Raw genomic sequence first — 20,799 nt, forward strand, 5'->3', positions numbered from 1 at the left:
ACGAAGGACTCAAGCCTCACCGTAGTGAACAGGCTCTCGCTATAGCTGTCGGCTCCTCGCATCGGCGCTTCCCTCTTCATCGATCTGATGAGCTCGATCTTGGCTCAAGGCGACCGGTATTTCAACGGCCTGCTAGTGCATGCCAAGGACGAATTGACATTCGGTCGATGCGTGAAGCTAGAAACCCGGCTGCGCCCGTCAAGGCGTCTGGAATGGTGGAAGGGGCGGCCGCGGCAAAGGCACGGGAAAGTGCGCGCAGGCTAGGCCACGCTGACAGAAGGGACCGGAACGCCGACCCGCTAAGGAATCTTTTGAAATAGGAGGTCGGTCGTTTCGAAGGCCTTGTCGACCTCGTGGCCGTTCGTTTCAATCCCCGCGTCGGGTATGCGTGCCCTAGTCGTTCGCTGGCCGATGGAGCAATCTCAGCCGGGCGCTGGGCGTGGTAGCGATGCGATGGACATCGGCGAACTGGCGCAGCGCCACTTCGTTGCACCGCGTCGACTGCGAGGCCACACAGTCGCGCGGCACCACCACATCGAGCGTGCGCATGCGAGCCTCGGCCACTGTCGTCATTACGCATTGATCGCTCGAAACACCGGTGATGATCAGACGCTGCACATTCAGATGGGTAAGCAGCAGATGCAGCGGCGTGCCATAGAAGGCGGAGTGCATCGGCTTGAGCACGAAATAGTCGTCGTCAGCAGGCGCGAGCGTGCGGGTGATCTCCGCCGCCGCGCCGCCACACTGCAGGGACAGATCGACCAGCTTCGGAAAGTCGGAGCGCCAACGGCCGCGGTTGTCGTTGGCGTAGATCACCGGAACATCGCTTCGCCGACAGCGCCCGGCCAGTCGCGCGATGCAATGGGTGATGCGGCGAGCGAAGCGCTGCAGCTTGTCTGCATCTGGAAAATCCCAGCAGCTGATCATGTCCATGATGATCAGCGCCGTATGGCCGACAGGTGCCCCGCGTGCAAGCTGTTTACTGGCATTGGCGGTCATGACTTCGATGCGTCTGAGGGGAAGAATTCCGCTTCAAGCGTTCATTGGGGAATGCTGGCAAAGCCGGGTCGGGAAGGTCGACCACCACACGTCACGAATGACGGTGCTGTGCCTTCACCCGCTCCTCGGTTGTCGTGCTGCGGCTGCCCTTGAGGTGCAACTCAACATCTGATGCTCGAGTACCTACGGCACGAACGGCATCCTGCACCTGAGCGGGGGTGACGTCCAGCTTGCGCGCCCACAAATCGAGCGACGCTTCGTCAGATGGATCGAGACGATCCGTTTCGGGGTGGGCTGGGTAGACCATGTTGCGTACTCCTTTAACTAGGAGGCACAGCCTACGAAACGGCGGGCGATCGCGATGTAGGAACCGCTCGCGTTCGCATTTCGCAACATCGCCTCTAAAGCGACCGAAGCATACTCGCGACTTCGTTGACGGCCGATGGCGGAAGCCGAACGACGCCGGGCAGGCACGTGTCGGTGACTTCAGGGTCTATGACCAATCTCGGCGGCTTCTCTCGCAAGGTCGACTTCAACTTCGCGCAGGGCCGACGGTCACCGTCGCCGTGAGAGGCCATAGGACCGTGATGGAGGGAGAGAAGAGATCGCGTTATCGGCCGCGGTGGCAATCTTGGGTGCCGCCTCGTTGCCCTTGCCGCACCGCTTCCTCACAATTTCCTCTGCCACACCGTGCCCACCCCTCCCGAAGGCGATCGCCGCGGCGACGACGACCGTTACCGACCACGGCATGAAAAGCGTATTCACCAGCGTTGCCGCAATGCCGATCTGATTGACGGCAACGATGATTGCGAAACACCAGAGGGCGACAGCAACCCGGGCAAGAACGTTCGGATCGTCAAAGCCCGCCTCCTCGGTTGCAAGAGCATCAAGGACGGCCGCGAGTTTCGTCTGATCGTCGGAAAAATCCTGAACCCGGCCGCCGCCTCGAATGAGCGCCCCGATTATTCGGCGCTTGCATGTTCGACATCAGCTTTGACGATGGGTCCTCGATGGGCAATCCCAGTACCGTTAGGCGATCTCCACTTCAGGCGTGAACATTGAGGTGACCCCGCTCCCGCGGCGAACTCGCACAATCGGGCGCCAGCTAAGCGTCGGAGGACTATTTGGGCTTCTCCGCCGTGCCGGGTTCGGCCTGCTTTCTGTGCTCCTCTGCGAGCATCTGTGACGGCAGAACCTTGGTCATCATCACCTGCAATTTGTTCTTGAGCCCCGCGACGACGTCGGCCTCACCGCTTTGCATCGCGTCGAAGCCGATCTTGGCGACCTCGGCAGGATCCATCTTCTGTTCGGTGCCAACCTTGGTGTCGAGCATGTCGGCGCGCACGAAGAATTCGGTATCGGTTGCGCCGGGCATGAGACATGTCACAGTCACGCCCGTATCCTTCATTTCGTTGCGCCATGCCGCCGCGAAGGAGTCAATGAAGGCCTTGGTGCCGTTGTAAACAGCCTGGAAACTGCCGGGCATGAACCCAGCAATCGAGCCCGCGATGAGGACCTTGCCGCCCCCGTCGCCGCGCATCCTGTTCCCGAGCTGGTGCAACAGGTACACGGTTCCGGTGATGTTGGTGTCGATCACATGCCGGATGGCGGCGAAGTCCTGCTCCAGGAATCCCTTGCCGAGGCCGTGCCCGGCATTCGCGAGCAAGGCCCCGACGGGGCGGTCGCCCAGAGCCGCGATCAACCTGTCCACGCCTTCTTCGCTGGCCAAGTCGACCTGCAACGTTTCGACTGCCGCGCCAAGCGCGCGGCAATCGAGCGCGGCTTCTTCCAGCGGCTGGTCGGCGGCGAGCAGCAGGTCATAGCCGCCCTCTGCACAACACTTTGCCAAGTTGTAGCCCGCCTGAAGAGGCGCCGGTGACGACGGCTAGGGGACGACTGGAAATGTCGGCTGGCATGGTGTGCTCCAAACTTTCAGTGCTTCATCGTCATCTTGTCGCCGTGGCTGAGCTTCTCGGCCTGCGCGCGATGGCTCTTCAAGGTCGGCAAGGTCTTGCCGAACCAGGATTTCACATCGGCATCCTTCGCTTCCTTGCTGGCCTTTTCAAACAGCGCGATGTCCGTCTTGTGGTCGTCGAGGCCGACCTCGCGCACGAAATCGCGGTCGATGTCCTTCGAGCTCGACAGCTTGTCGAGCTTGGCCTTCTTTTCAGCAGGCATTTCGCTGGGCACGCTCACACCCTTGCTGGAGGCGAGTTGCTTCAATTCGTCGTTTGCCGCCGTGTGGTCCTTGACCAGCATCTCCGCATAGGACTTGACGTCCGCTCTCTGAGCCTTGGCAGCGGCCATCTTGGACACCTCCACTTCGTAGATGCCGCCTCCCGCCGCCTTGGTCATGAACGTCTGGTCGGCTTTGGGAGGGACATCGGCGGCATAGACCGACAGGGTGAACGCAGTACAAGCAAAGCGCCCGCAACGGCGAGAGCGCGAATGGGACGAGAGGGCATGGTGTCGCTCCTAGGAGTGTTGAAAAGTCGCCAGGAAAAGTAGTGAAGGGCAGCGCGAGGAGTGATGCGCTTCCCGCCGATTCCACAGTGGGAGCCGTCCTACCGCAGACCTCTGGCTGCACCGACGCAAGCAGCGTTGGCGCCGAGGATGCTGCGCAATCCAAGGAGTCCTCCCATGCAAGCGTTGACGTACCAAGGTTCCAAAACCGTTCGGGTGGAAAGCGTTGCCGATCCAGTTCTGATGGCGGACGACGACATTCTTCTGCGCGTGACCGCCACTGCCATCTGTGGTTCGGATCTGCACATATACCGCGGCAAGATTCCAATGATGAAAGATGGAGACATCCTCGGTCACGAGTTCATGGGTGTGGTGGAGGAGACCGGCAGCGGCGTCACCGAGCTCAAGCGCGGCGATCGCGTCGTGATCCCCTTTGTCATCGCGTGCGGGTCGTGCTTTTACTGCACCAAATCCTTGTTCGCAGGCTGCGAGACCACCAATCCAGGTCGCGGCGCCATCCTCAACAAGAAATCTTTGACGGCCGGGGCCGGTCTGTTCGGCTACAGCCATCTCTACGGAGGGTATCCCGGCGGGCAGGCAGAGTTCGTTCGCGTACCCAAGGCCAATGTCGGGCCGCTCAAGATTCCCGATGCGCTCAACGATGAGAAGGTGCTTTTCCTGTCCGACATTCTGCCCACGGGCTACCAGGCGGCGGTCAACGCGCAGCTCGGTCCGGGCTCAAGCGTCGCGATCTTCGGCGCAGGCCCGGTCGGGCTCATGAGCGCAGCAGCAGCCCGGTTCCTGGGGGCCGAACAGATCTTCATGGTCGACCACCATGGCTACCGGCTTGAGTTCGCGCGGGAGACCTACGGGGTAATTCCGATCAACTTTGACAAGGACGAGGACCCCGCTGAAATCATCCTCAACGCCACCGGCGGTCACGGCGTGGACGCAACCATCGACGCCGTCGGTTTCGAAGCCAAGGGGAGTGCCCTGGAGACGGCGCTGACCGCTGTCAAGCTCGAAGGCTCCAGTGGCAAGGCGCTGCGCCAATGCATCGCAGCGACGCGGCGCGGTGGGGTGGTGAGCGTGCCCGGCGTGTATGCCGGCTTTATCCACGGCTTCCTGTTCGGCGACGCCTTCGAAAAAGGCTTGATCTTCAAGATGGGGCAGACCCACGCGCAACTCTACATGCCGGAGCTTCTGGAGCACATCGGCAACGGCAAGCTCAAGCCTGAAGTGATCATCACGCATCGCATGCCGCTGGCGGACGCCGCGCGCGGGTATGAAATCTTCGAGAAGAAAGAGGAGGAGTGCCGCAAGGTCGTACTCACCCCCTGACCGCCTTCGACGTTTCGGAGAGACGGCTGGACGTTCCAAAGTTCGGCTCCGGTTTTGAAAGGAACAGCCATGAAAGAAGAACGACGAAACAATGGGTACCCTCCACGCCCGCCGCGACTCATGCAGTAGACGAGGTGGGATGAAACCTCACGGTGCCGCCTTCGGCATGCGGGAGGCGCCCCCCGCAGTCCTATGGTGCGCAGCCTTCGCGACCGGTGGGGCACGTGACCCGAGGAACGCGTGGACAAGTGGCAGCCGAATGATGCGGGCGCGTAGCCTGCAATTTCGGCATTGACAGCGCTGCGAAAATGCGCCGCCCCCAGGACACCATTACGCCTGAGGTCGGTCCCGGCGCGCATGTGTGGGAAGGCGCAACGTGGTGCAGATTTCGCACACCTGTGGTCAGCCGTGCTAGTCAAGGCGTAGGACCGACACGGGGGCTGCAGCGCCGCGGGAGCGGTAGAGCGGCGCCGTTCCCGAAGCGGACGTAGTGGCCGCTGGTTTTGGATTCACTTCCCACTGTCTGTCGGCATGCCTTCTTCATCGATTGAATGTGTTTCCTTTCGCGGCCCGGCATTCTTTGCGCGCTGTGCGAGCCGTACATAAAACTCTGCAACTTCTCGCAGATCTTGCTCGTCCAGATCTTCGATGCCGATCATTCGGTTGCTCGCGCCGCGACTGGAGGCCAGCAGTTCATTAAGTTTCAGATGAAGCGCCACGCTGTCCTTGTTCTGGCTCTGCTGGATGAGGAACACCATCAGGAACGTCACAATCGTGGTGCCGGTGTTGATGACCAGTTGCCAGTTTTCTGAGTAGCCAAAGGCCGGTCCGGTCAAAGCCCACACGAACACCGCCAAGAGCGCCAGGCAGAAGGCGGTGGGCGAGCCAGCCCAGCGCGTGATTCGGCTGGCGAATCTGTCGAAAGCGGAAAGCAGGCGCGAATGCTCCGCATAGGCCGCGCTGCTGGTATTGGGCATTGAGCCGAGCGCGGAGTCCTTTGGTTGTGAATCGGTATTTTTCATGCCCGTTTTTATAGCGCGCGGGCCTGCTTACCAACTGACGACCGCCACACCAAGGGTTCAACTCATTGTGTTGTTCAACGCAGCCGCTTCCTGTTTCGCGATATCTCAACGGACATAGGGACGGTGGTCACGACCTATCGCATTGCAGGAGCGAGTTTGCATGGCACTCACCGACCAGGCGGCCCGCTTTCCTGCACGTCGTCGCCCGGCTTGCGCCCGTCGATGGTGAAAACGCTCAGTTGGCCATCGCTTTCCAGCCGGGCGATGCGAACGTCAGAAAGCGATTCGACCCCGCCTTCGCGCAGCTTGCCCTCGAGTTCTTCCATCGTGATCATTTCGCGCTTCATCGCCTTGCGGTTCACCCGGCCATGGCGAACCAGCACCTCGGCCTGCGGCTCGAGGAACTTTGCGGCCCACGCGAACCTGAAGCTGAGCCAGTCCAGGCCGAAATTCCAGGCAATGAGCGTCGTGAGCAGCACGAGTCCGTCGGTGATCGACTTGTACTCGCCTTGCATGGCGTTGCTAGCGGCATCGGCCACCAGTACCACAAACAGCAGGTCCGCCACGCCCCTCGATCCGACATCCCGGCGCAGCACGTAGCGAAAGACCAGGAGCAGGAACCAGTAGACCACCGTGCCGCGCACCACCATGTGCCACACGGGAAACTCTTTCGCGAAGAGATCGGCGAGTCCGGTCATGCCCTGGGCTCCGTTCTGACCAGGCCGCGGATGTTCAGAGCCGCCAAGCACACCTGCAACGCGATCAGGGCCCACGCGCTGGTATGGAGGCCCCACACAACCCAACGCAGGTTGCTGAGCAAAAAGATCCAGAACCCCACGTTGCGGCGGCCCTTGGCATTCGATCCCACCATATAGGCCGCCGCAACCGAGGCCGCGAAGGCCGGCCATTGAATCATGTCGAGTAGCGCCATCGCGGTTCATCCGCTGCTTGTCAACACGGCGGGAAAGGCACCCGTACGCAGCCGATCGGCCACGGCATCCATCAAGGCGTCGGCAAATCCGCCCGCGGCGCGTGCGATGCGCCGTGCACTTGTCGAGACGCGCGGTCGTGCGCTCCAGGCAATCCGGGCGCCCGAGGCTTCCAGGGCAGCGATCAGTGCGACGTCTTCACTGCAAGCCAGGTCGGGGAAGCCACCCGCGCGACGATACGCTGCCGCCGACACACCCAGATTGGCGCCATGGATGTGACGGTGATGATCCGAATCCGTGTAAGTCTCCCCGAAATGCCAGCGAAGCAGGTCGGCGTGCTCGCCATGTGGCGTCCAGTCGTCCACTCCTACCGTGCCGCAAACCACATCCGCGCCTGTTCGGCCAACCAGTCGCCCGACACCAGGGTGTCTGCGTCCGTGAACGCGAGCCAACGTGCACCGCGATCCAGAAGCAAATTCGCCCCCGCCGCGCGTGCCAGGCCGACATTGCGCGCATTGATTTCGAGGGTCAGCGCGCCGGCTCTTGCGGCCAGGAAAGCGGTAGTGTCCGTGCAGGCATCGGCGACCACCGCAAGCTCCACAGTTTCGCCATGCAAGCGCGGGTTGCGTGCGCACTGCTGGATGCGAAGAATGCACTCATCGATCAGGTCCGCTTCGTTGTGGGCGGGCACGACAACTCCGAGCATGGTTGGAATTCCCTCTGGCCAATGTGGTTGAGGCGGCACGCTAGGTCCCGGGCCGCGAAGGCTCGCGTCGGTCGACAGAGCTAGTCGCTGTAGGCGTTCGCAGGCGACCGCGCCGAGGGACAGGAAGGAAATGTCCGCAAACATTTGCGAGCGATAGCGGCGTCACCCTGGGGTGGGCGGGTCCGTCCTTTGCCGCCGCTTGTCTGGAATGGCACGTCTCCTACAAGTGGCCCGCGTCGGCGGGTCGCAGCCCCACATTCAGAGACGCCATGGCCAAGAAACCCAATCCTTCCACCGCGCAGCTTGATGCGGCTCACGCAGCTGCACGCAACACCGACAGCGCTCCTGCCGAACCCGCGCCGCCAGCGGCTGGCAAGGGCGACCTGCCGACGCAGAAGGCAATCGATACCCAGTCGCTTGCAAGCGCGATCCCTTCGAACACCAACAAGCCCTTGGAGCATGGGGAGGCCAACGCTTCCCAGGCACCCCGAGGCGTCACGGCCGACCCGCCGTCCAGGTTGCCTGGTGCGAGCACCTTGTCCGAAGAGAACTTCTCCAGCAAGACCGGCACCGTCGCCTCGGAAGGCGTGAACGCTACCGTCGACACGCTGGATCGCGTGCGCGTCGATTCGAGCGGCCAGCGGTTGACGACGAATCAAGGCGTCCCCATCGCCGACAACCAGAATTCACTCAAGGCGGGAGCGCGCGGACCGGTGCTGCTGGAGGACTTCATCCTGCGCGAGAAGATCACGCACTTCGATCATGAGCGGATCCCGGAGCGGATCGTGCATGCGCGCGGATCGGGCGCCCATGGGTTCTTCGAGTGCTACGAGCCGCTGACGCAGCACACGAAGGCCGCGCCGTTCAAGGAAGCGGGCAAGGTGACGCCGGTGTTCGTGCGCTTCTCGACGGTGGCGGGAGAGCGCGGATCCAAGGACACGGCGCGCGACGTGCGCGGCTTTGCCGTCAAGTTCTATACCGATGAGGGCAACTGGGACCTCGTGGGCAACAACATGCCCGTCTTCTTCATCCAGGATGCAATGAAGTTTCCCGACCTGGTCCACGCCGTCAAGCCCGAGCCGCACCACCAGATGCCACAGGCAGCGAGCGCACACGACACGTTCTGGGACTTCGTTTCGCTCATGCCGGAGTCGACGCACATGCTGATGTGGGTCATGTCCGATCGCGGGATTCCGCGCAGCTACCGGACCATGCAGGGCTTCGGCGTGCACACCTTTCGCCTGGTGAACGAAGCGGGTGAGTCCTGCCTCGTCAAGTTCCACTGGCAGCCCAAACTTGGCACGCACTCCATGGTCTGGGAAGAGGCCGTGAAGATCTCTGGGGCCGACCCGGACTTCCATCGGCGCGACCTGTGGGAAGCCATCGAGGCGGGCGAGTACCCGGAATGGGAACTCGGCCTGCAGATCTTCACCGAGGAGCAGGCCGAGTCATTCAGCTTCGACATCCTGGATGCGACGAAACTGATCCCGGAGGAGCTGGTCCCCGTGCAGATCGTCGGGCGCATGGTGCTCAACCGCAACCCGGACAACTTCTTCGCGGAGACCGAGCAGGTGGCGTTCTGCACGGCGCACATCGTGCCGGGACTGGACTTCACGAATGATCCGTTGCTGGCCGGGCGCATCCACTCCTACGTCGACACGCAGATCAGCCGCCTCGGCGGACCGAACTTTCATGAACTGCCGATCAACGCACCGGTCGCTCAGGTGCACAACAACCAACGCGACGGCATGCACCGCCAGACGATCCACCGTGGCCGCGTCGCCTACGAGCCCAATTCGCTGGCCGGTGGCTGTCCGTTCCAGGCCGGCGCGGGGCAGGGCTTCGCGAGCGTGGCGCGCCGCCTGGACGCCAAGGAAAGCGCCGACAAGGTGCGCATCAAGCCTGACAAGTTTGCAGACCACTACACGCAGGCGCGCTTGTTCTTTGAAAGCCAGACCCCGGTCGAGCAGGCCCATATTGGCAATGCGTTTCGCTTTGAACTGTCCAAGGTCACCGTTCCGGCCATTCGCGAGCGCATGGTGGCCAGCCTGCTGAACGCGTCAACGGAACTGGGCGCTCGCCTTGCGCTGGATCTGGGCATGGAGTTGCCGGCGCCCTTGCCCAAGGCCCTCGATGATCCGACGCCGCCGGAGGTGGAACGCTCGCCCGCACTGTCGCTCACGGCACGCCCTGGCGACGGAGGGATCCGCACGCGCAAGGTGGCCGTGCTGGTGGCGCCCGGTGTCGAAGGCTCATCGATTGGCAAGGTGGTCTCGGCACTTGTCGCAGCGGGCGCGGTACCCCGTCTGGTCGGCGCACGCCTGGGCACCTACGTCGGTGTCGGGGGCGAGAAGTTCGCAGCCGATGCCACGCTGGAAAATTCGCCAGGGTTCCTGTTCGACGCGTTGGTGTTGCCCGACGGGGAAGAAGCGGTTCAGGCACTGGATGCAGACGCCCACACGCTCGAGTTTTTGCGCGTCCAGTATTGGCACTGCAAGACCATCCTCGCTTTTGGCGCATCCGAAGCATTGCTGGTCGAAGCGCAGATCCCGATGGCATTGCCGGATGGCGAGGCGGACCCGGGACTGATCCTTGCCGCCGCCGCGAGCGCTGACGAGGCCATCGCCGATTTCGTGGCGGCTTTGGGGCGGCAGCGGCATTTTGGTCGAGAGAACGATTCCCCGAAGATTTGAAAATGACTTCGGCATCCTTCGCGGCGGAACAGCTTCGTGGACGTACGGAGTGCGCAGGGGGTGCCGTCGACGCTAGACAACCGCCACATGCGTTTCGCGATAACGGCGACGGGCTTTGCGGCGGTAGCGACCACTTGGCCCGCCTTCAGCACGAGCACGGCGAAGGCCTCACGCTGGCGCAGTTGGTTGCCGCAGGCCTCGACAACCTGCCCTTGCCCGGCAGCGGCCTGACACTTCAGCGATGGCGCCGACTTGCCGCAGTGGCCGCGCACGATCTTTCGCTGGTCAAGCTATTCGAAGGACATACCGACGCCCTGGCCATCCTGCATGAGCTCGAGGGGCCTGCGCCGCCGGACCGCTCACGCTGGGGCACCTGGTGTGCCGAGCCGCCGGACGCCCGCTTGGCGTTCCTCTCGCAGGGCGAGGGGAATTCGATCAGGATTCGTGGCACCAAGGCGTGGTGCTCCGGCGCGGCGAGCGTGACCCATGCCGTGGTCAGCGGCTGGAACGAAGCTGGCGAGCCCTGCCTCGCTGCGGTCGCGATGCAGCAGCCGGGCGTGCAGGTCACGCAGTCCGGTTGGCAAGCCGTAGGAATGGCGGCGTCGCAGAGCGTGGACGTCCAGTTCGACGACGCGCATGGCATGCTCGTCGGCTCACCCGGCGACTACACACGGCGGCCCGGCTTCTGGCATGGCGGCGCTGGCATTGCAGCTTGCTGGTTCGGCGGTGCGCTGGGCATTGCAGAGATGGCCCGCGAGCTGTCCGCGACGAGCCGCGATCCGCACCGACTCGCGCACTTGGGCGCCATCGATGTGGCCATGGCCGGCGCGGACGCGTTGCTGCGCGAGGCCGCCGCGGCCATCGATGCGGACCCCCGCGCCAATGCCGAGACTTTGGCACTGCGTACCCGTCTGGCAATCGAGGGCGCAGGCGAGTCCGTGATGCGCCACGCCGCCCGTGCGTTCGGTGCTGGTCCACTGTGCCGCAACGCCAGGTTCGCACTGGCGATGGCCGACCTGCCGGTCTTCATGCGCCAGAGCCATGCCGAACGCGACCTCGCAGCGCTGGGGCAGCGCGTGGTCCAGGCTGGCCCTTGTCCATGGGTGTTGTGATGAGCGGGATCGCCTGATCGACCAAGCGCCGGCGCGCCGGAGCACGACTGGCGCTGCCATGGCTCGAAGCAGAAGCGAGCCTCCGTCCGTCACGGCCGAGGTGCTCGTTGCCAAAGGCGCACGCGCCATGGTCGAGGCAACGCATCTGGATGACGAGGTGCAGGCGGTGGGCCCGGGCTGGTGGGCCGGCTCGCGGAAACTGATGGGTAAGTCTGCGCCATCGCTGTGACGGATGGCACGGCAAGCTATCCAGGATCGAACCAGTGGACGCCCGCGGACCTGGGACACGCGTGCGTACGCTCAAAGCCGGCGCTTCAGCCAGCCTTGGACGCGCCGCGGCGCAGACCAAAGATTGAATATCGAATTAATCGTGCCCCGATGAGCGCCCTGTCCCGGTTCTGTCACTCGCAACTCGCGCGGCGCCGGCGCGCGTTTGAAGATCCAGCTGGGGGTGGAGTCTGCCGCAGGCTGCCGCGCGCCAGGGTGACGTAGGCCAGCGCCAGCAGCAGCGCGATGACCGCCGCCACCAATACCCACCGAGAAGCGCGACGATTGTCACGATCGCTGCGACCTGCTTGAGAGGTTGACATCACCGCTCTTCTAAAAAAAGCTCAAGCTTCACGCGACGCGCATGACCGTGCTTCGGAAATGCCTTGTTGTGCTGTGCAATTGGAGGGAGGGTCCGGTCGATGCTGCAAGGCGCGTCCAGTGGGTGCACGGATATTGATGCCGCGCAGCGGGGAATCGCGCGACGTTTCCAATGGGCCGCACCGAATGTTCGGCATTAGCCCCGATCAAGGTTCACGGGGCGTTCGGTACATTTTCCTGGGCAAGGTGCGTGAGCATTGCTTTTGTGATCAGCACGGTACCAGCTCCCGTCCTTTCAAACCGCGTGCGGTCAGCAGCAGCATCTTCGCCCACGACCAAGCCCTCGGGAAGGACACAGTTGCCTTCCACGATGACGCGGCGCAACCGGCATCCCGCACCCACCTGCACGCCGGGCATCAGCACCGACTTCAGGATGTCGCAGAACGACATGACGCGCACGGCCGAAAAAATCACCGAGTCCTTGATCTGCGACCCCACGATCACGCAGCCGGCGGAGACCGTCGAGTTGATGACAAGGCCCGGCTGCCCGTTCAGGTCGAAGACAAACTTCGCGGGCGGCAGTTGCCTCTGATCAGTCCAGATGGGCCATTGCGCGTCATACAGGTCAAGTGCAGGGATGACAGCAGCCAAATCCAGATGGGCCGCCAGAAATGCGTCCAACGTGTCGATACGGCGCCAGTAGGGTGGGGCGGAGGGCAAGCTGTCGCGGGTCACGCACGAGCGATGGAAAGGATGCGCAACCGCTCGCGATTGCGCGACAGTCATGGGAATGATGTCCCGGCCAAAATCGTGCGACGAATGCGGATCAAGCGCGTCTGACTCAAGCAACTCCACCAGGTAGCTCGCATCGAACACATAGATTCCCATGCTGACCAGCGATATATCCGGTCGGGCGGGCATGGACGGCGGTTCGACGGGATCCTCGATGAAGGAGGCGACGGTCAAGTCGTCATGCACGGACATCACGCCGTAAGTGGATGCCTCCGCCCGCGGAATCTCTGCGCATGCGATCGTGCAGCCCCTACCATGAGCCACGTGGTCCCGCAAAAGAATTGCATAGTCCATTTTGTAGACGTCGTCGCCAGCCATGACTACCACATAGCGGGGCGTGCCGGCGGACGGAAGCAGGATGTCGAGATTCCGGTAAACAGAGTCCGCGGTGCCGCGGTACCAGTCCTCCTCGCCGCCGCGCTGGTGGGCCGGCAGGACGTCGACCATTTCGTTGAGCTCTCCGCGCAGAAAGCTCCACGCGCGCTGTACATGCTGGATGAGCGAATGCGAGTTGTACTGCGTCAGCACCGCCATACGGCGGATGCCGGAGTTCAGGCAGTTGGACAGAGCGAAATCGACTATCCGGAACTTTCCGCCAAAGTCAAGTGCGGGCTTGGCATTGTTCAAGCTCAGTTGACGCAGTCGCGCGCCGCGACCGCTCGCAAGCACTACTGCGACGGCATGACGCGCCAATTGCGCATCGGCGAGCTCAGTGCCAGGCCCGCGCCGCCGTGAATGGCTGTCTGCGGTTGAAACGAGTGGCGACACGATGGTGCCGGGCCTCGACGGCAATGACTGTTTCATGGGCGTCTCCGAATTCTTCCGGCAGAACTCCACACCTTTCTTCTCCACCGCGCGCCCCTTGCTCCAAGCGAGCTCGCGCAGCTAACCCCGACGGCGCCGGCGCACTTCGTGGTTATCGCATGCGCCGCGGGGGTGTTGTCGGCATTTTCTGCACGCTCCGGCCGAAGCGGCCTCGCGGCAGCCAGACCGCCATGGACATTCCGTTGATCGACCTGAAAGGCGCAGGTAAATTGACGCTATTCGTTCGGGCAGCCGGCGCGCAGTCACCTGCACCAGATGAGAGTGAGCGATTTGATGACCACTAACTTCGGCGTCCGTCGACGTGAGTCGTTTGATGAGGTCGCGCGGCTATATGACAGCGCGCGGCCAGGCTACCCGCGGGCTTTGATCAACGACCTCTTGGACTTCACGGCCCTGCGTGAGGGAGGTCGGGTCTTGGAGATCGGCTGTGGCATAGGTCAACTCACGGTGCCCCTGGCAGAACTCGAAGTGTTCTTGGTGGCAGTCGAGCTTGGTGCGAACCTCGCTGACGTTGCCCGCGAGAAGCTTTCACGTTTCGGACGTGCCGAGGTCATAGTTGCCGATTTCGATCAGTGGGTACTTCCGGACCAGCCATTTGATCTGGTCGTGGCCGCGACCGCTTTTCATTGGCTCGATCCCGACAGGCGGATACAGAAGTGCGTGTACGCTTTGCGGCCCGGCGGCACTTTAGCGGTCATTGATACTCATTGGGGGGTTCGTACTGGCGACGACCCGTTCTTGAGGCAAGTCAGTCATGTTACGCACGCTGGGATCCTGATCACGATCCCGCGTTCCATTCCCCAATACTCGAGAGCCTGCCAAAAGAGCGCACTGACTTGGCAAGCTCACGGCTGTTCGCCGAGATTGCGCATCGGCGCTATCGAAGCGATCGAGAGTACGGCGTAGCTCAGTACTGCGACCTGCTCAACACATTCTCGAACATTCTGGCCTTCGATGAGCCGATGCGTAATGGCTTCCTCGCTTGTATGGCCGACCTTGTTCAGACCAAGTTCGGGGGGAGAATTGTTCGGAGCGACCTGTATGACTTGTGGCTGGCGCGGACCTCTGGGTGACTGGAGCCTGAATCTAACCGCCTGCATCCGCGGCTTGCATCAGAATGTCGTAGCCGCCACCGCGCAACGCCGCTGCGGCAGATGGGCCGGTGGAGAAGGCGCCAAGCATCGAGGTCGAGCGAACACCTCTCCCATCCCTCGGCTACCAGCCGCGACGCCGAGCCGCGAGGGTATCGGGGAGGGAGGAGCAGTGGGCCGCCTGACGCCGGCGTTGCCAGCGTGGGCAGGTATACACGCGTCCCCTCGATCGGGGAGATGAGCATCTGCTCGCACGAGCGGTAGCTCAGCGAATGGTCGATCCAGAAGCGGCCGTTGCGCAAGCTCTTGCGCAACGACATCATGGTGGACGCCGCAACCGCACGGAGGCCCGAGTGGGGAACGACGTCGCGCACAAGGTCGTGCGAGGCGGCGCCCGCGTTCGTGACCAAGCCGAGGCTGAACGGAGCCATCCCAGTTCAAACGATGTTGGGGATGATATCGGACCTCGGGTAAAACAGAACCCTATACATGCGTGCACCTGCGCGGATGGCGTCTGCTGCCCCGGAGGTAACCTACACATTGATGGGGCGCAAACGCGCACTGATCACTGCTGGTGCCTGTGGATGCAGCGAAACGAGAGACGAACGCACCCGTGCGCGCATACTGGGTGATTTGGGGCGAAACGCGAGGCTTCATATTGGCGGCAGTCTGTGGATGCGCACCACTGCCAACCCCCAGTGCATTGCCCGCACCTGCCCATCGGTCAACCGCCACTTAAAAGGCAGGGAGTACGACATGGCACTTTTCCGTGAAGCCGCTGAGGCCTTGGTCGCTGCCTATCTGAATGGACGCGACTTGCCGGAGAAACAGCACAAGGCCGCTGTCCAGGAGGCTCGGACGCGTTTGATGAACGGGAAGGTGCCTGTACTTGACGAAAAGCTGCGTGGCGTCATCGACCGCGAGTCTCGCTAGCGGAGGTCTAGAAGCGTATGTTGCGTGACCTCCATCGTCACGTAATCGGTCGAGGCGTACAAGGTGTGCAAGGAGCGGATCGACCCGGTGGGGGCGGCGCACAACGTGGACGGGCGTGCGCCCGTCGTGCGACTGTTGCGAAGGCCACCCGTTGTAGAAACCGAAGCAGGCGGCCAAGTGCGCGCGGCGCCGACATCGTCGCACGCCTGGACAAAGCCCCGCGCCAGCGGCTGTTCGCTCCGAGCAGCGCTGCTCCGACAAGCGCTCGGAGAAACAGTGTGGGGTGCGATCCATCTGGTTGCACGCAATGTCGGATGGCGAAATGCTTTCTGACCGCTTCATCGACTCACGCAACTTGCATGCCGCACTTGTGTGGCTTGGCAAGCACGCGAATGTCCAAGCCCTCGTTTGAAAAGGGACTCTCAATCAGACCGCGATGCGTGCGTCCTCGGCGTCTTGCCACGTCATATCGTGCCGCGCTTGCATCGAGCGTGCCGGCGAATCGGTTTCCGCGTCGCTCACTCGCCCGCTCGCGATGGCAGGCACCTCGACGATCGCAGCCACGACCTGATCTGGCACCGCGTAGTGAACCATGTGGCCAGCGCCCGGCACCTCGACCAGGCGGCTTTGCGGCAACTCGTCGTGCAGGCGCCTCGATTGCAAGGGGTCGACGACCTTGTCGTCAGCACCGGCGATGATCGTCACCGGCATCCGGAGCTCGCCGTGGCGCCTGCTGTTTGCGAGCGCCGCCGGCACCATGAAAACGGCATCTTCCGAATTTGCGCGCAACTGCACCGGGCGCAGCATCATTTCTCGCGAAAGCGTCCGAAAGAAATTAGCGGGTACGCGGTTCGGTGCAAACATCGCCTTGACCGCGCCATTCATCATCGCCCGGCTTGCAAGAGCGGTGACCGTGTAGCGCAAGACGTCACCCAGCACTGGCACGGCTACCGGCGTGGTCATCAATGCGTCCAGGCGGGCGCTTGGGTAGTAGTAGCCGCCCAGCAGCACCAGGCTGCGCACATCGTCCGGGTACTCGAGCGCAAGTGCCACCGCGACCATCGTGCCCATCGAGTGCCCCACGATGGTGGGACGGTCCACATCCAGCTTCGCGAGAGCAGCGCGAATGAGATTTGCCTGCGCCGCGGGCGTCCACAGCTTGCTGCGCGAACGAGTGCTGTGACCGAAGCCTGGCCGATCGAACGCGATCACGCGATGGTCCTTCGCAAGCCGATCGATGAGGCCGCTCGCGTTGAAATCGTCGAGCGTCACGGCGTTCCCGTGCAGCAGCACGACGGGTGGGCCTTCCCCCCGATCAACGTAGTGCAGGCGAATCCCGTCGATCTCCGTGAAAAGGCCCTTGGGTGGATGCTCGCGTTCGGCGCGGCGAGCCTTTTAATCGGTCCACGCTGCGGTCGCAGCGGTGGCGGCAACTGCGACGCCGGTCAGTGCGCCGCGTGAAGTAGCGAGGGCCTTGAAGTGAGAAGAATTCATGATGGTTCCGGTGTGGCATACAAACTGGTGGGGGTTGGAGAGCGATGCTCGTCGGTTCAACCACGAAACTAGGGTGGGGAGGGGATGCCAGGGGTGGGACGACACCGCGCACCACGTAGTCATTGCGCCGCGGCCCGTCGCACAACGAAGGGGCATGCGCAGCGTTCAGGCGCCGCCAGCTTCCAGTTCGATCCGGGCAAGCGCATGAGGTCAAGCCCAAGCAGAAGATCTTCGCGGCTTTCCAGACGGCGCCGGCACCCTCAGCACACAGGCATGCTTTCGCGTACGCAGCGGGTCATTCGGTGGAAGCCTTGAAAATGATCTGAGTCAGGCAATTGCGCCCTGCAGTTCAGACAGCAGTTCTTCCTTGCGGGCCGCCGGCGTCTCGCGCATGGCGAAGAGGTCCAAGCCTCGAGCGGCGCGCGCCCTTGTAAAATCTCATTGCGCTCTAACTTGACGTGGTGGCCGACGTATTCGGTGACTACCGTCACCATCGCATCAAACTTGTCCTCCAGATCGCTTGCTTCTTGAATCTGGGCGATCAGGTCCTTGGCACTCGCATGCTCGACTTCGGCTTCGTTAAGCACGTCGTTGGCGTGCACGACGCTCAAGGGCATGAGCAAGGGCGGCGACTGTCACCTACGCAGTGCGTATCGAGTAGGGCTCTGAAGACACTTGGCCCTCTGTGTCTTCGGGCGTCGTTATGGCACGCGCCTACGCGCGACGCCCGTCACTGGAGGTGGCGCGCGCAGGCGAGAGCGATGTGCGTTGAATGCGCGGTAGGCATGCTCCAGATGCTGATCAGTGCGTAGCCTCGACCCACCGGCGTGTGGGTTCACAGGCAAGCTCGACTCTTCCGACCACGAAACGTCGCGCCAGTCCACATCGGCGCAGAATGACAAGGCTATGTTCGCGCTCCAGGTCAATCTCGCGCTGCGCGCGAACGAAGGTGGTCCCCAGTGAAAAGCCGTCGCAAACTTTTACTCGCATGCTGTGCGCTGGTTGTGCCGATCGCAGTGAATGCGCAACCAGCAGGACGCGTGCGCCAGATCGGCGTTCTCGGCAACGCACCGCAATCCGGCGTCGCAAGCGACTTGATTCCGGCTTTCATCGCGGCCCTTCGCGAACTTGGTTGGAATAAGGACAAGGAAGTCATCTTCGAGTACCGCTGGGCAGACCAGCACTACGAACGCTTTCCGGCTCTGGCCCGCGAACTGGTCGCGCTCAACGTTGATCTCATTGTGGTCACGTCCGGAGTGACGGCGACGCAGGCAGCCAAGCAGGCAACCACGTCGATCCCGATCTTGGCAATCTCGCTAGCCGATCCGGTGAAGTTTGGCCTGGTCGATAGCCTCGCCCGCCCGGGCGGCAACGTGACCGGTTTGAGCCAACCGCTTTCGAACTGGGGCAAGTTCCTTGAACTGGCCCACGAGGCTGTCGTCGGCGCCACACGGATAGCGATCTTGGCCAACCCGACCAATGTCGAGTACGCCCACTACGTGGCCCAAAACGAGGCTGCCGCCAAGCAACTTGGTCTGAAGTTGCTGATTCTTCCGGTTGCCAGCGCCGGTGAACTGGGCCCGGCATTCGAGACGATAAAACGTGCGCCCGTTGACGCGCTGGTTATGGGTGCCGAAGGCCTGTTTTATAACAACCTGCCAGAGATTCTAGAGCGAGCTCGCACAGGCCGGATCCCAGTCATCGGGCCAATCAGCCTTGCCGCCGAGATGGGGGCATTGGTATCCTGGGCATTCGACATTCGCGATGTGTATCGTAGGGCGGCTGGTTACGCGGACAGAATACTCAAGGGCGCAAAGCCTTCCGACCTTCCAATCGAGCAACCTACCAAGTTCGACATGGTGATCAACTTGAGGTCTGCCAGGAAGCTTGGCTTGACGGTCCCGCAATCCCTGCTGCTACGCGCGGATGCTGTCATCGACTGAAGCGTTTCGCCATGTCGCGCACCGGGCGCCCGCTCGCTCCAGGTGAGCAGCGACATTCCGAAGAACAAGGTTCAACACCACGGCTGGCCTCGATCTGGCCACCAGCGATCACTTCGACGTGCGGCTGAAATACACCGGTAAATTTCTCCCATTTCCATTCGTTGCCGGCAGGGGAGGCGAGCCGTGCGGGAAGCGATCGCAGCGAGCGATCCTTAGATCGCGCAACGCCAGCCAGCCGGCGGTGGCAGAGAAGCGCTGACGACGATGACGACGGCAACCCAGGACCTCTTGCTCCTCCTGCGCCAGCGGCATTCCGCCATCGTTCATGCCGAACAGGCCAGCCAGGATATTGGTGGACAGCCAAGCATGACTCAACGCGCCGATGAAACGCTACGCGATTCCGGGGATCGGCTCTGCTTCAATTCGTCGCATGAAATATGCACCACGCGCGAATACGGGCACAAAGCAGATGCCGTCGCCGCCATGTCGCCACCTCTCGCACGAATAGACATGGCTTCGAGATTGCGTGCCCTTCACGTGGCGAGTCAGTCGATGGGGGTATGCATTCGGCGACGGCTCGAACCGGTTGGCTTTGAGGCCAGCCGGCAGGGCACGTGCCTTTGAGCACTGAACTAAAGGACAGTGTCACCCGCACGTAAGACGCGGTACCGTCGGCGATGCTCGCACCTGAAACTCTCATTGCGGTCGTGGATGACGAGTCGGCGATACGGACCATGCTGGCGCGGGTGTTACGGCTCGCACAAATCCGCGTGGCCCAGTTTTCTTCAGGCGAGCTCCTCATGGCGACACTGCCTGCTCATCTGCCGGCGTGCGTAATCATCGGTGTGCACATGCCAGGGATGACGGGCCTTGAGGTCCTTTCCCGAATGCGCTCCGCGGACCTTCAGGTTCCCGACGTTCTCATCACCGCAAGCGACGATGTTTCGCTCCCTCGCCTGGCGTCCGAGGCGGGCGCCACGCAACTTTTGAGAAAGCCGTTCTCAAGCGCAGAATTTGCTGGCGGCAATCAAGTTTGCGACCACGGCAAGCGGACGTTGACCCGAGTCGTTGGGACGCAAGGCCAACCGCGCAACAAGACACCTTGCCGATTGACCGCGCCACAACGATGATGGCTTGCGCCCCATGCTTGGGGCGAGGGACGAGACGCCGAGTCGAACGCGGTGCGAGTCCCGCCTCCACACCGACGCTGCTAGCAAGCGCATTCAGACGCCAAGGAGATCGCATTGATTCACTGGATGCCAGTTCGCCTTCGCGTCGCGGCTTTCCTGTTCTGTGGCTTCAGTCTCCGAGCGGCGGCTCAACCCGCAACACCTGCTGGTGACGACTTGCAGCGGGCGTTCGCCGCGTCTTTTGCCTTGGTGCCGGAAGTTACGAAGTTCATTGCCGTGCCCGCATGTCGCCAGCACGGCCAGCAGGCCGCCGAAGTCGCACGCGCCCGCGCCCGCGCCCGCGACAAAGGGATGACACAGGCTGCAGCGTTGGAACTACAGGCGCCGCCCGCAAGTACGTCAAGGCAACCAAGGGGACGAGCGAATCGATGCCGCTGTCACCCGCGCCAACACCGCCATTGCAGCGTACGTCTTGGCCCCCCCCCCGCGTCAGAATTGTTGTCGCCCCGATAGAACCAAGAACCTGGGGGCGGCGATGAAGGATGAAAGTGGCGCGATACGGACAAGCATTCAAGGACCGAGCGGTAGCAAGGTTGCTTCCGCCGGAGAGTTCGGCGATGGAGGTGGTGGCCCGCGAAGTGGGCATTGGGGTGGGGACGCTGCAGCGATGGCGCGAGGATGCGCAGTCCAGGCCCGCCCGAGGGCGGGCCTGGACTGCGGGCGCCCGAATTTAGGCGG

At 62.7% G+C, this 20,799-nt stretch carries 21 protein-coding genes and 2 pseudogenes; 12 read left to right on the plus strand and 11 right to left on the minus strand.

Annotated elements, in window-relative coordinates; genetic code table 11:
* Positions 1-393: 393 nt before the first annotated feature.
* Both WKW82_RS38035 and WKW82_RS38040 read right to left on the minus strand, forming a co-directional pair.
* The gene (locus WKW82_RS38035; RefSeq protein WP_340348420.1) at positions 394-999 is read right to left on the minus strand and encodes a cysteine hydrolase family protein; all 606 of its coding nucleotides are present in this window, start codon (positions 997-999) and stop codon (positions 394-396) included.
* 91 nt (positions 1,000-1,090) lie between these two features.
* Positions 1,091-1,306, minus strand: coding sequence for a DUF3606 domain-containing protein (locus WKW82_RS38040; RefSeq protein WP_340348421.1), 216 nt, complete (start codon positions 1,304-1,306; stop codon positions 1,091-1,093).
* A 383-nt stretch (positions 1,307-1,689) separates the two neighbouring features.
* On the opposite strand from WKW82_RS38040, the gene WKW82_RS38045 reads away from it, so the two are divergent.
* Entirely contained in the window at positions 1,690-2,061 is a 372-nt protein-coding gene (locus WKW82_RS38045) for a hypothetical protein (protein WP_340348422.1), read from the plus strand.
* A 58-nt stretch (positions 2,062-2,119) separates the two neighbouring features.
* Here the strand turns inward: WKW82_RS38045 and WKW82_RS38050 are convergent, their stop codons facing one another.
* Both WKW82_RS38050 and WKW82_RS38055 read right to left on the minus strand, forming a co-directional pair.
* Positions 2,120-2,848: an SDR family NAD(P)-dependent oxidoreductase gene (locus WKW82_RS38050; RefSeq protein WP_340348423.1), complete on the minus strand. Its 729-nt coding sequence runs from the start codon at positions 2,846-2,848 to the stop codon at positions 2,120-2,122.
* Positions 2,849-2,931: 83 nt separating this feature from the next.
* Positions 2,932-3,402: a DUF4142 domain-containing protein gene (locus tag WKW82_RS38055; RefSeq protein WP_340348439.1), complete on the minus strand. Its 471-nt coding sequence runs from the start codon at positions 3,400-3,402 to the stop codon at positions 2,932-2,934.
* A 237-nt stretch (positions 3,403-3,639) separates the two neighbouring features.
* Here WKW82_RS38055 and WKW82_RS38060 point away from each other — a divergent pair, with 237 nt between their 5' ends.
* On the plus strand, positions 3,640-4,803 hold the full coding sequence (locus WKW82_RS38060; RefSeq protein ID WP_340348424.1) for a zinc-dependent alcohol dehydrogenase: 1,164 nt from the start codon (positions 3,640-3,642) through the stop codon (positions 4,801-4,803).
* A gap of 509 nt (positions 4,804-5,312) precedes the next feature.
* On the opposite strand, the gene WKW82_RS38065 is transcribed toward WKW82_RS38060, so the two are convergent.
* The 4 genes and pseudogenes from WKW82_RS38065 to WKW82_RS38080 all read right to left on the minus strand — a co-directional run bounded on the left by WKW82_RS38065 (position 5,313) and on the right by WKW82_RS38080 (position 7,460).
* Positions 5,313-5,825 (minus strand): low affinity iron permease family protein, encoded by a 513-nt coding sequence (locus WKW82_RS38065; RefSeq protein ID WP_340348425.1) that lies wholly within the window; start codon positions 5,823-5,825, stop codon positions 5,313-5,315.
* Between the two features lie 167 nt (positions 5,826-5,992).
* Entirely contained in the window at positions 5,993-6,523 is a 531-nt protein-coding gene (locus WKW82_RS38070) for a DUF421 domain-containing protein (RefSeq protein ID WP_340348426.1), read from the minus strand.
* Entirely contained in the window at positions 6,520-6,756 is a 237-nt protein-coding gene (locus WKW82_RS38075; protein ID WP_340348427.1) for a hypothetical protein, read from the minus strand. Before WKW82_RS38075 ends, WKW82_RS38070 begins: the two co-directional genes overlap by 4 nt.
* Before the next feature lie 6 nt (positions 6,757-6,762).
* Positions 6,763-7,460, minus strand: a pseudogene (locus WKW82_RS38080) (glycosyltransferase family 2 protein).
* A gap of 269 nt (positions 7,461-7,729) precedes the next feature.
* Here WKW82_RS38080 and WKW82_RS38085 point away from each other — a divergent pair.
* The 3 genes from WKW82_RS38085 to WKW82_RS38095 all read left to right on the plus strand — a co-directional run bounded on the left by WKW82_RS38085 (position 7,730) and on the right by WKW82_RS38095 (position 11,494).
* A complete protein-coding gene (locus WKW82_RS38085) occupies positions 7,730-10,153 on the plus strand; it encodes a catalase (RefSeq protein WP_340348428.1) in 2,424 nt (807 codons plus the stop codon).
* 134 nt (positions 10,154-10,287) lie between these two features.
* The gene (locus tag WKW82_RS38090) at positions 10,288-11,265 is read left to right on the plus strand and encodes an acyl-CoA dehydrogenase (protein ID WP_340348429.1); all 978 of its coding nucleotides are present in this window, start codon (positions 10,288-10,290) and stop codon (positions 11,263-11,265) included.
* Positions 11,266-11,323: 58 nt separating this feature from the next.
* A complete protein-coding gene (locus WKW82_RS38095) occupies positions 11,324-11,494 on the plus strand; it encodes a hypothetical protein (protein ID WP_340348430.1) in 171 nt (56 codons plus the stop codon).
* A gap of 572 nt (positions 11,495-12,066) precedes the next feature.
* Here the strand turns inward: WKW82_RS38095 and glgC are convergent.
* Positions 12,067-13,449 (minus strand): glucose-1-phosphate adenylyltransferase, encoded by a 1,383-nt coding sequence (glgC, locus tag WKW82_RS38100; RefSeq protein ID WP_340348431.1) that lies wholly within the window; start codon positions 13,447-13,449, stop codon positions 12,067-12,069.
* Positions 13,450-13,743: 294 nt separating this feature from the next.
* On the opposite strand from glgC, the gene WKW82_RS38105 reads away from it, so the two are divergent.
* Together WKW82_RS38105 and WKW82_RS38110 are read left to right on the plus strand one after the other, a co-directional pair.
* Positions 13,744-14,376, plus strand: coding sequence for a class I SAM-dependent methyltransferase (locus WKW82_RS38105; RefSeq protein ID WP_340348432.1), 633 nt, complete (start codon positions 13,744-13,746; stop codon positions 14,374-14,376).
* An 860-nt stretch (positions 14,377-15,236) separates the two neighbouring features.
* On the plus strand, positions 15,237-15,494 hold the full coding sequence (locus WKW82_RS38110; protein ID WP_340348433.1) for a hypothetical protein: 258 nt from the start codon (positions 15,237-15,239) through the stop codon (positions 15,492-15,494).
* 426 nt (positions 15,495-15,920) lie between these two features.
* On the opposite strand, the gene WKW82_RS38115 is transcribed toward WKW82_RS38110, so the two are convergent.
* Positions 15,921-16,787: an alpha/beta fold hydrolase gene (locus WKW82_RS38115; RefSeq protein ID WP_340348434.1), complete on the minus strand. Its 867-nt coding sequence runs from the start codon at positions 16,785-16,787 to the stop codon at positions 15,921-15,923.
* Here WKW82_RS38115 and WKW82_RS38120 point away from each other — a divergent pair.
* Entirely contained in the window at positions 16,674-16,955 is a 282-nt protein-coding gene (locus WKW82_RS38120; RefSeq protein ID WP_340348440.1) for a hypothetical protein, read from the plus strand. The two genes, WKW82_RS38115 and WKW82_RS38120, sit on opposite strands and share 114 nt — an antisense overlap.
* Positions 16,956-17,248: 293 nt before the next feature.
* On the opposite strand, the gene WKW82_RS38125 is transcribed toward WKW82_RS38120, so the two are convergent.
* Complete coding sequence (locus WKW82_RS38125; protein ID WP_340348435.1) at positions 17,249-17,611, minus strand: hypothetical protein; 363 nt, start codon at positions 17,609-17,611, stop codon at positions 17,249-17,251.
* Between the two features lie 336 nt (positions 17,612-17,947).
* Between WKW82_RS38125 and WKW82_RS38130 the strand changes: the two genes are divergently transcribed.
* From WKW82_RS38130 to WKW82_RS38145, 4 genes and pseudogenes are all read left to right on the plus strand, one after another.
* Positions 17,948-18,931: an ABC transporter substrate-binding protein gene (locus WKW82_RS38130; protein WP_340348436.1), complete on the plus strand. Its 984-nt coding sequence runs from the start codon at positions 17,948-17,950 to the stop codon at positions 18,929-18,931.
* Between the two features lie 264 nt (positions 18,932-19,195).
* Positions 19,196-19,555, plus strand: a complete 360-nt coding sequence (locus WKW82_RS38135; RefSeq protein ID WP_340348437.1) for a hypothetical protein — start codon at positions 19,196-19,198, stop codon at positions 19,553-19,555.
* A gap of 53 nt (positions 19,556-19,608) precedes the next feature.
* On the plus strand, positions 19,609-20,061 hold the full coding sequence (locus WKW82_RS38140; protein WP_340348438.1) for a response regulator transcription factor: 453 nt from the start codon (positions 19,609-19,611) through the stop codon (positions 20,059-20,061).
* A 548-nt stretch (positions 20,062-20,609) separates the two neighbouring features.
* Positions 20,610-20,789, plus strand: a pseudogene (locus tag WKW82_RS38145) (transposase); the annotation flags it as partial.
* Positions 20,790-20,799 lie beyond the last annotated feature (10 nt).

The organism is Variovorax rhizosphaerae (genome assembly GCF_037889975.1).
Classification (GTDB): Bacteria; Pseudomonadota; Gammaproteobacteria; order Burkholderiales; family Burkholderiaceae_C; genus Variovorax; species Variovorax rhizosphaerae.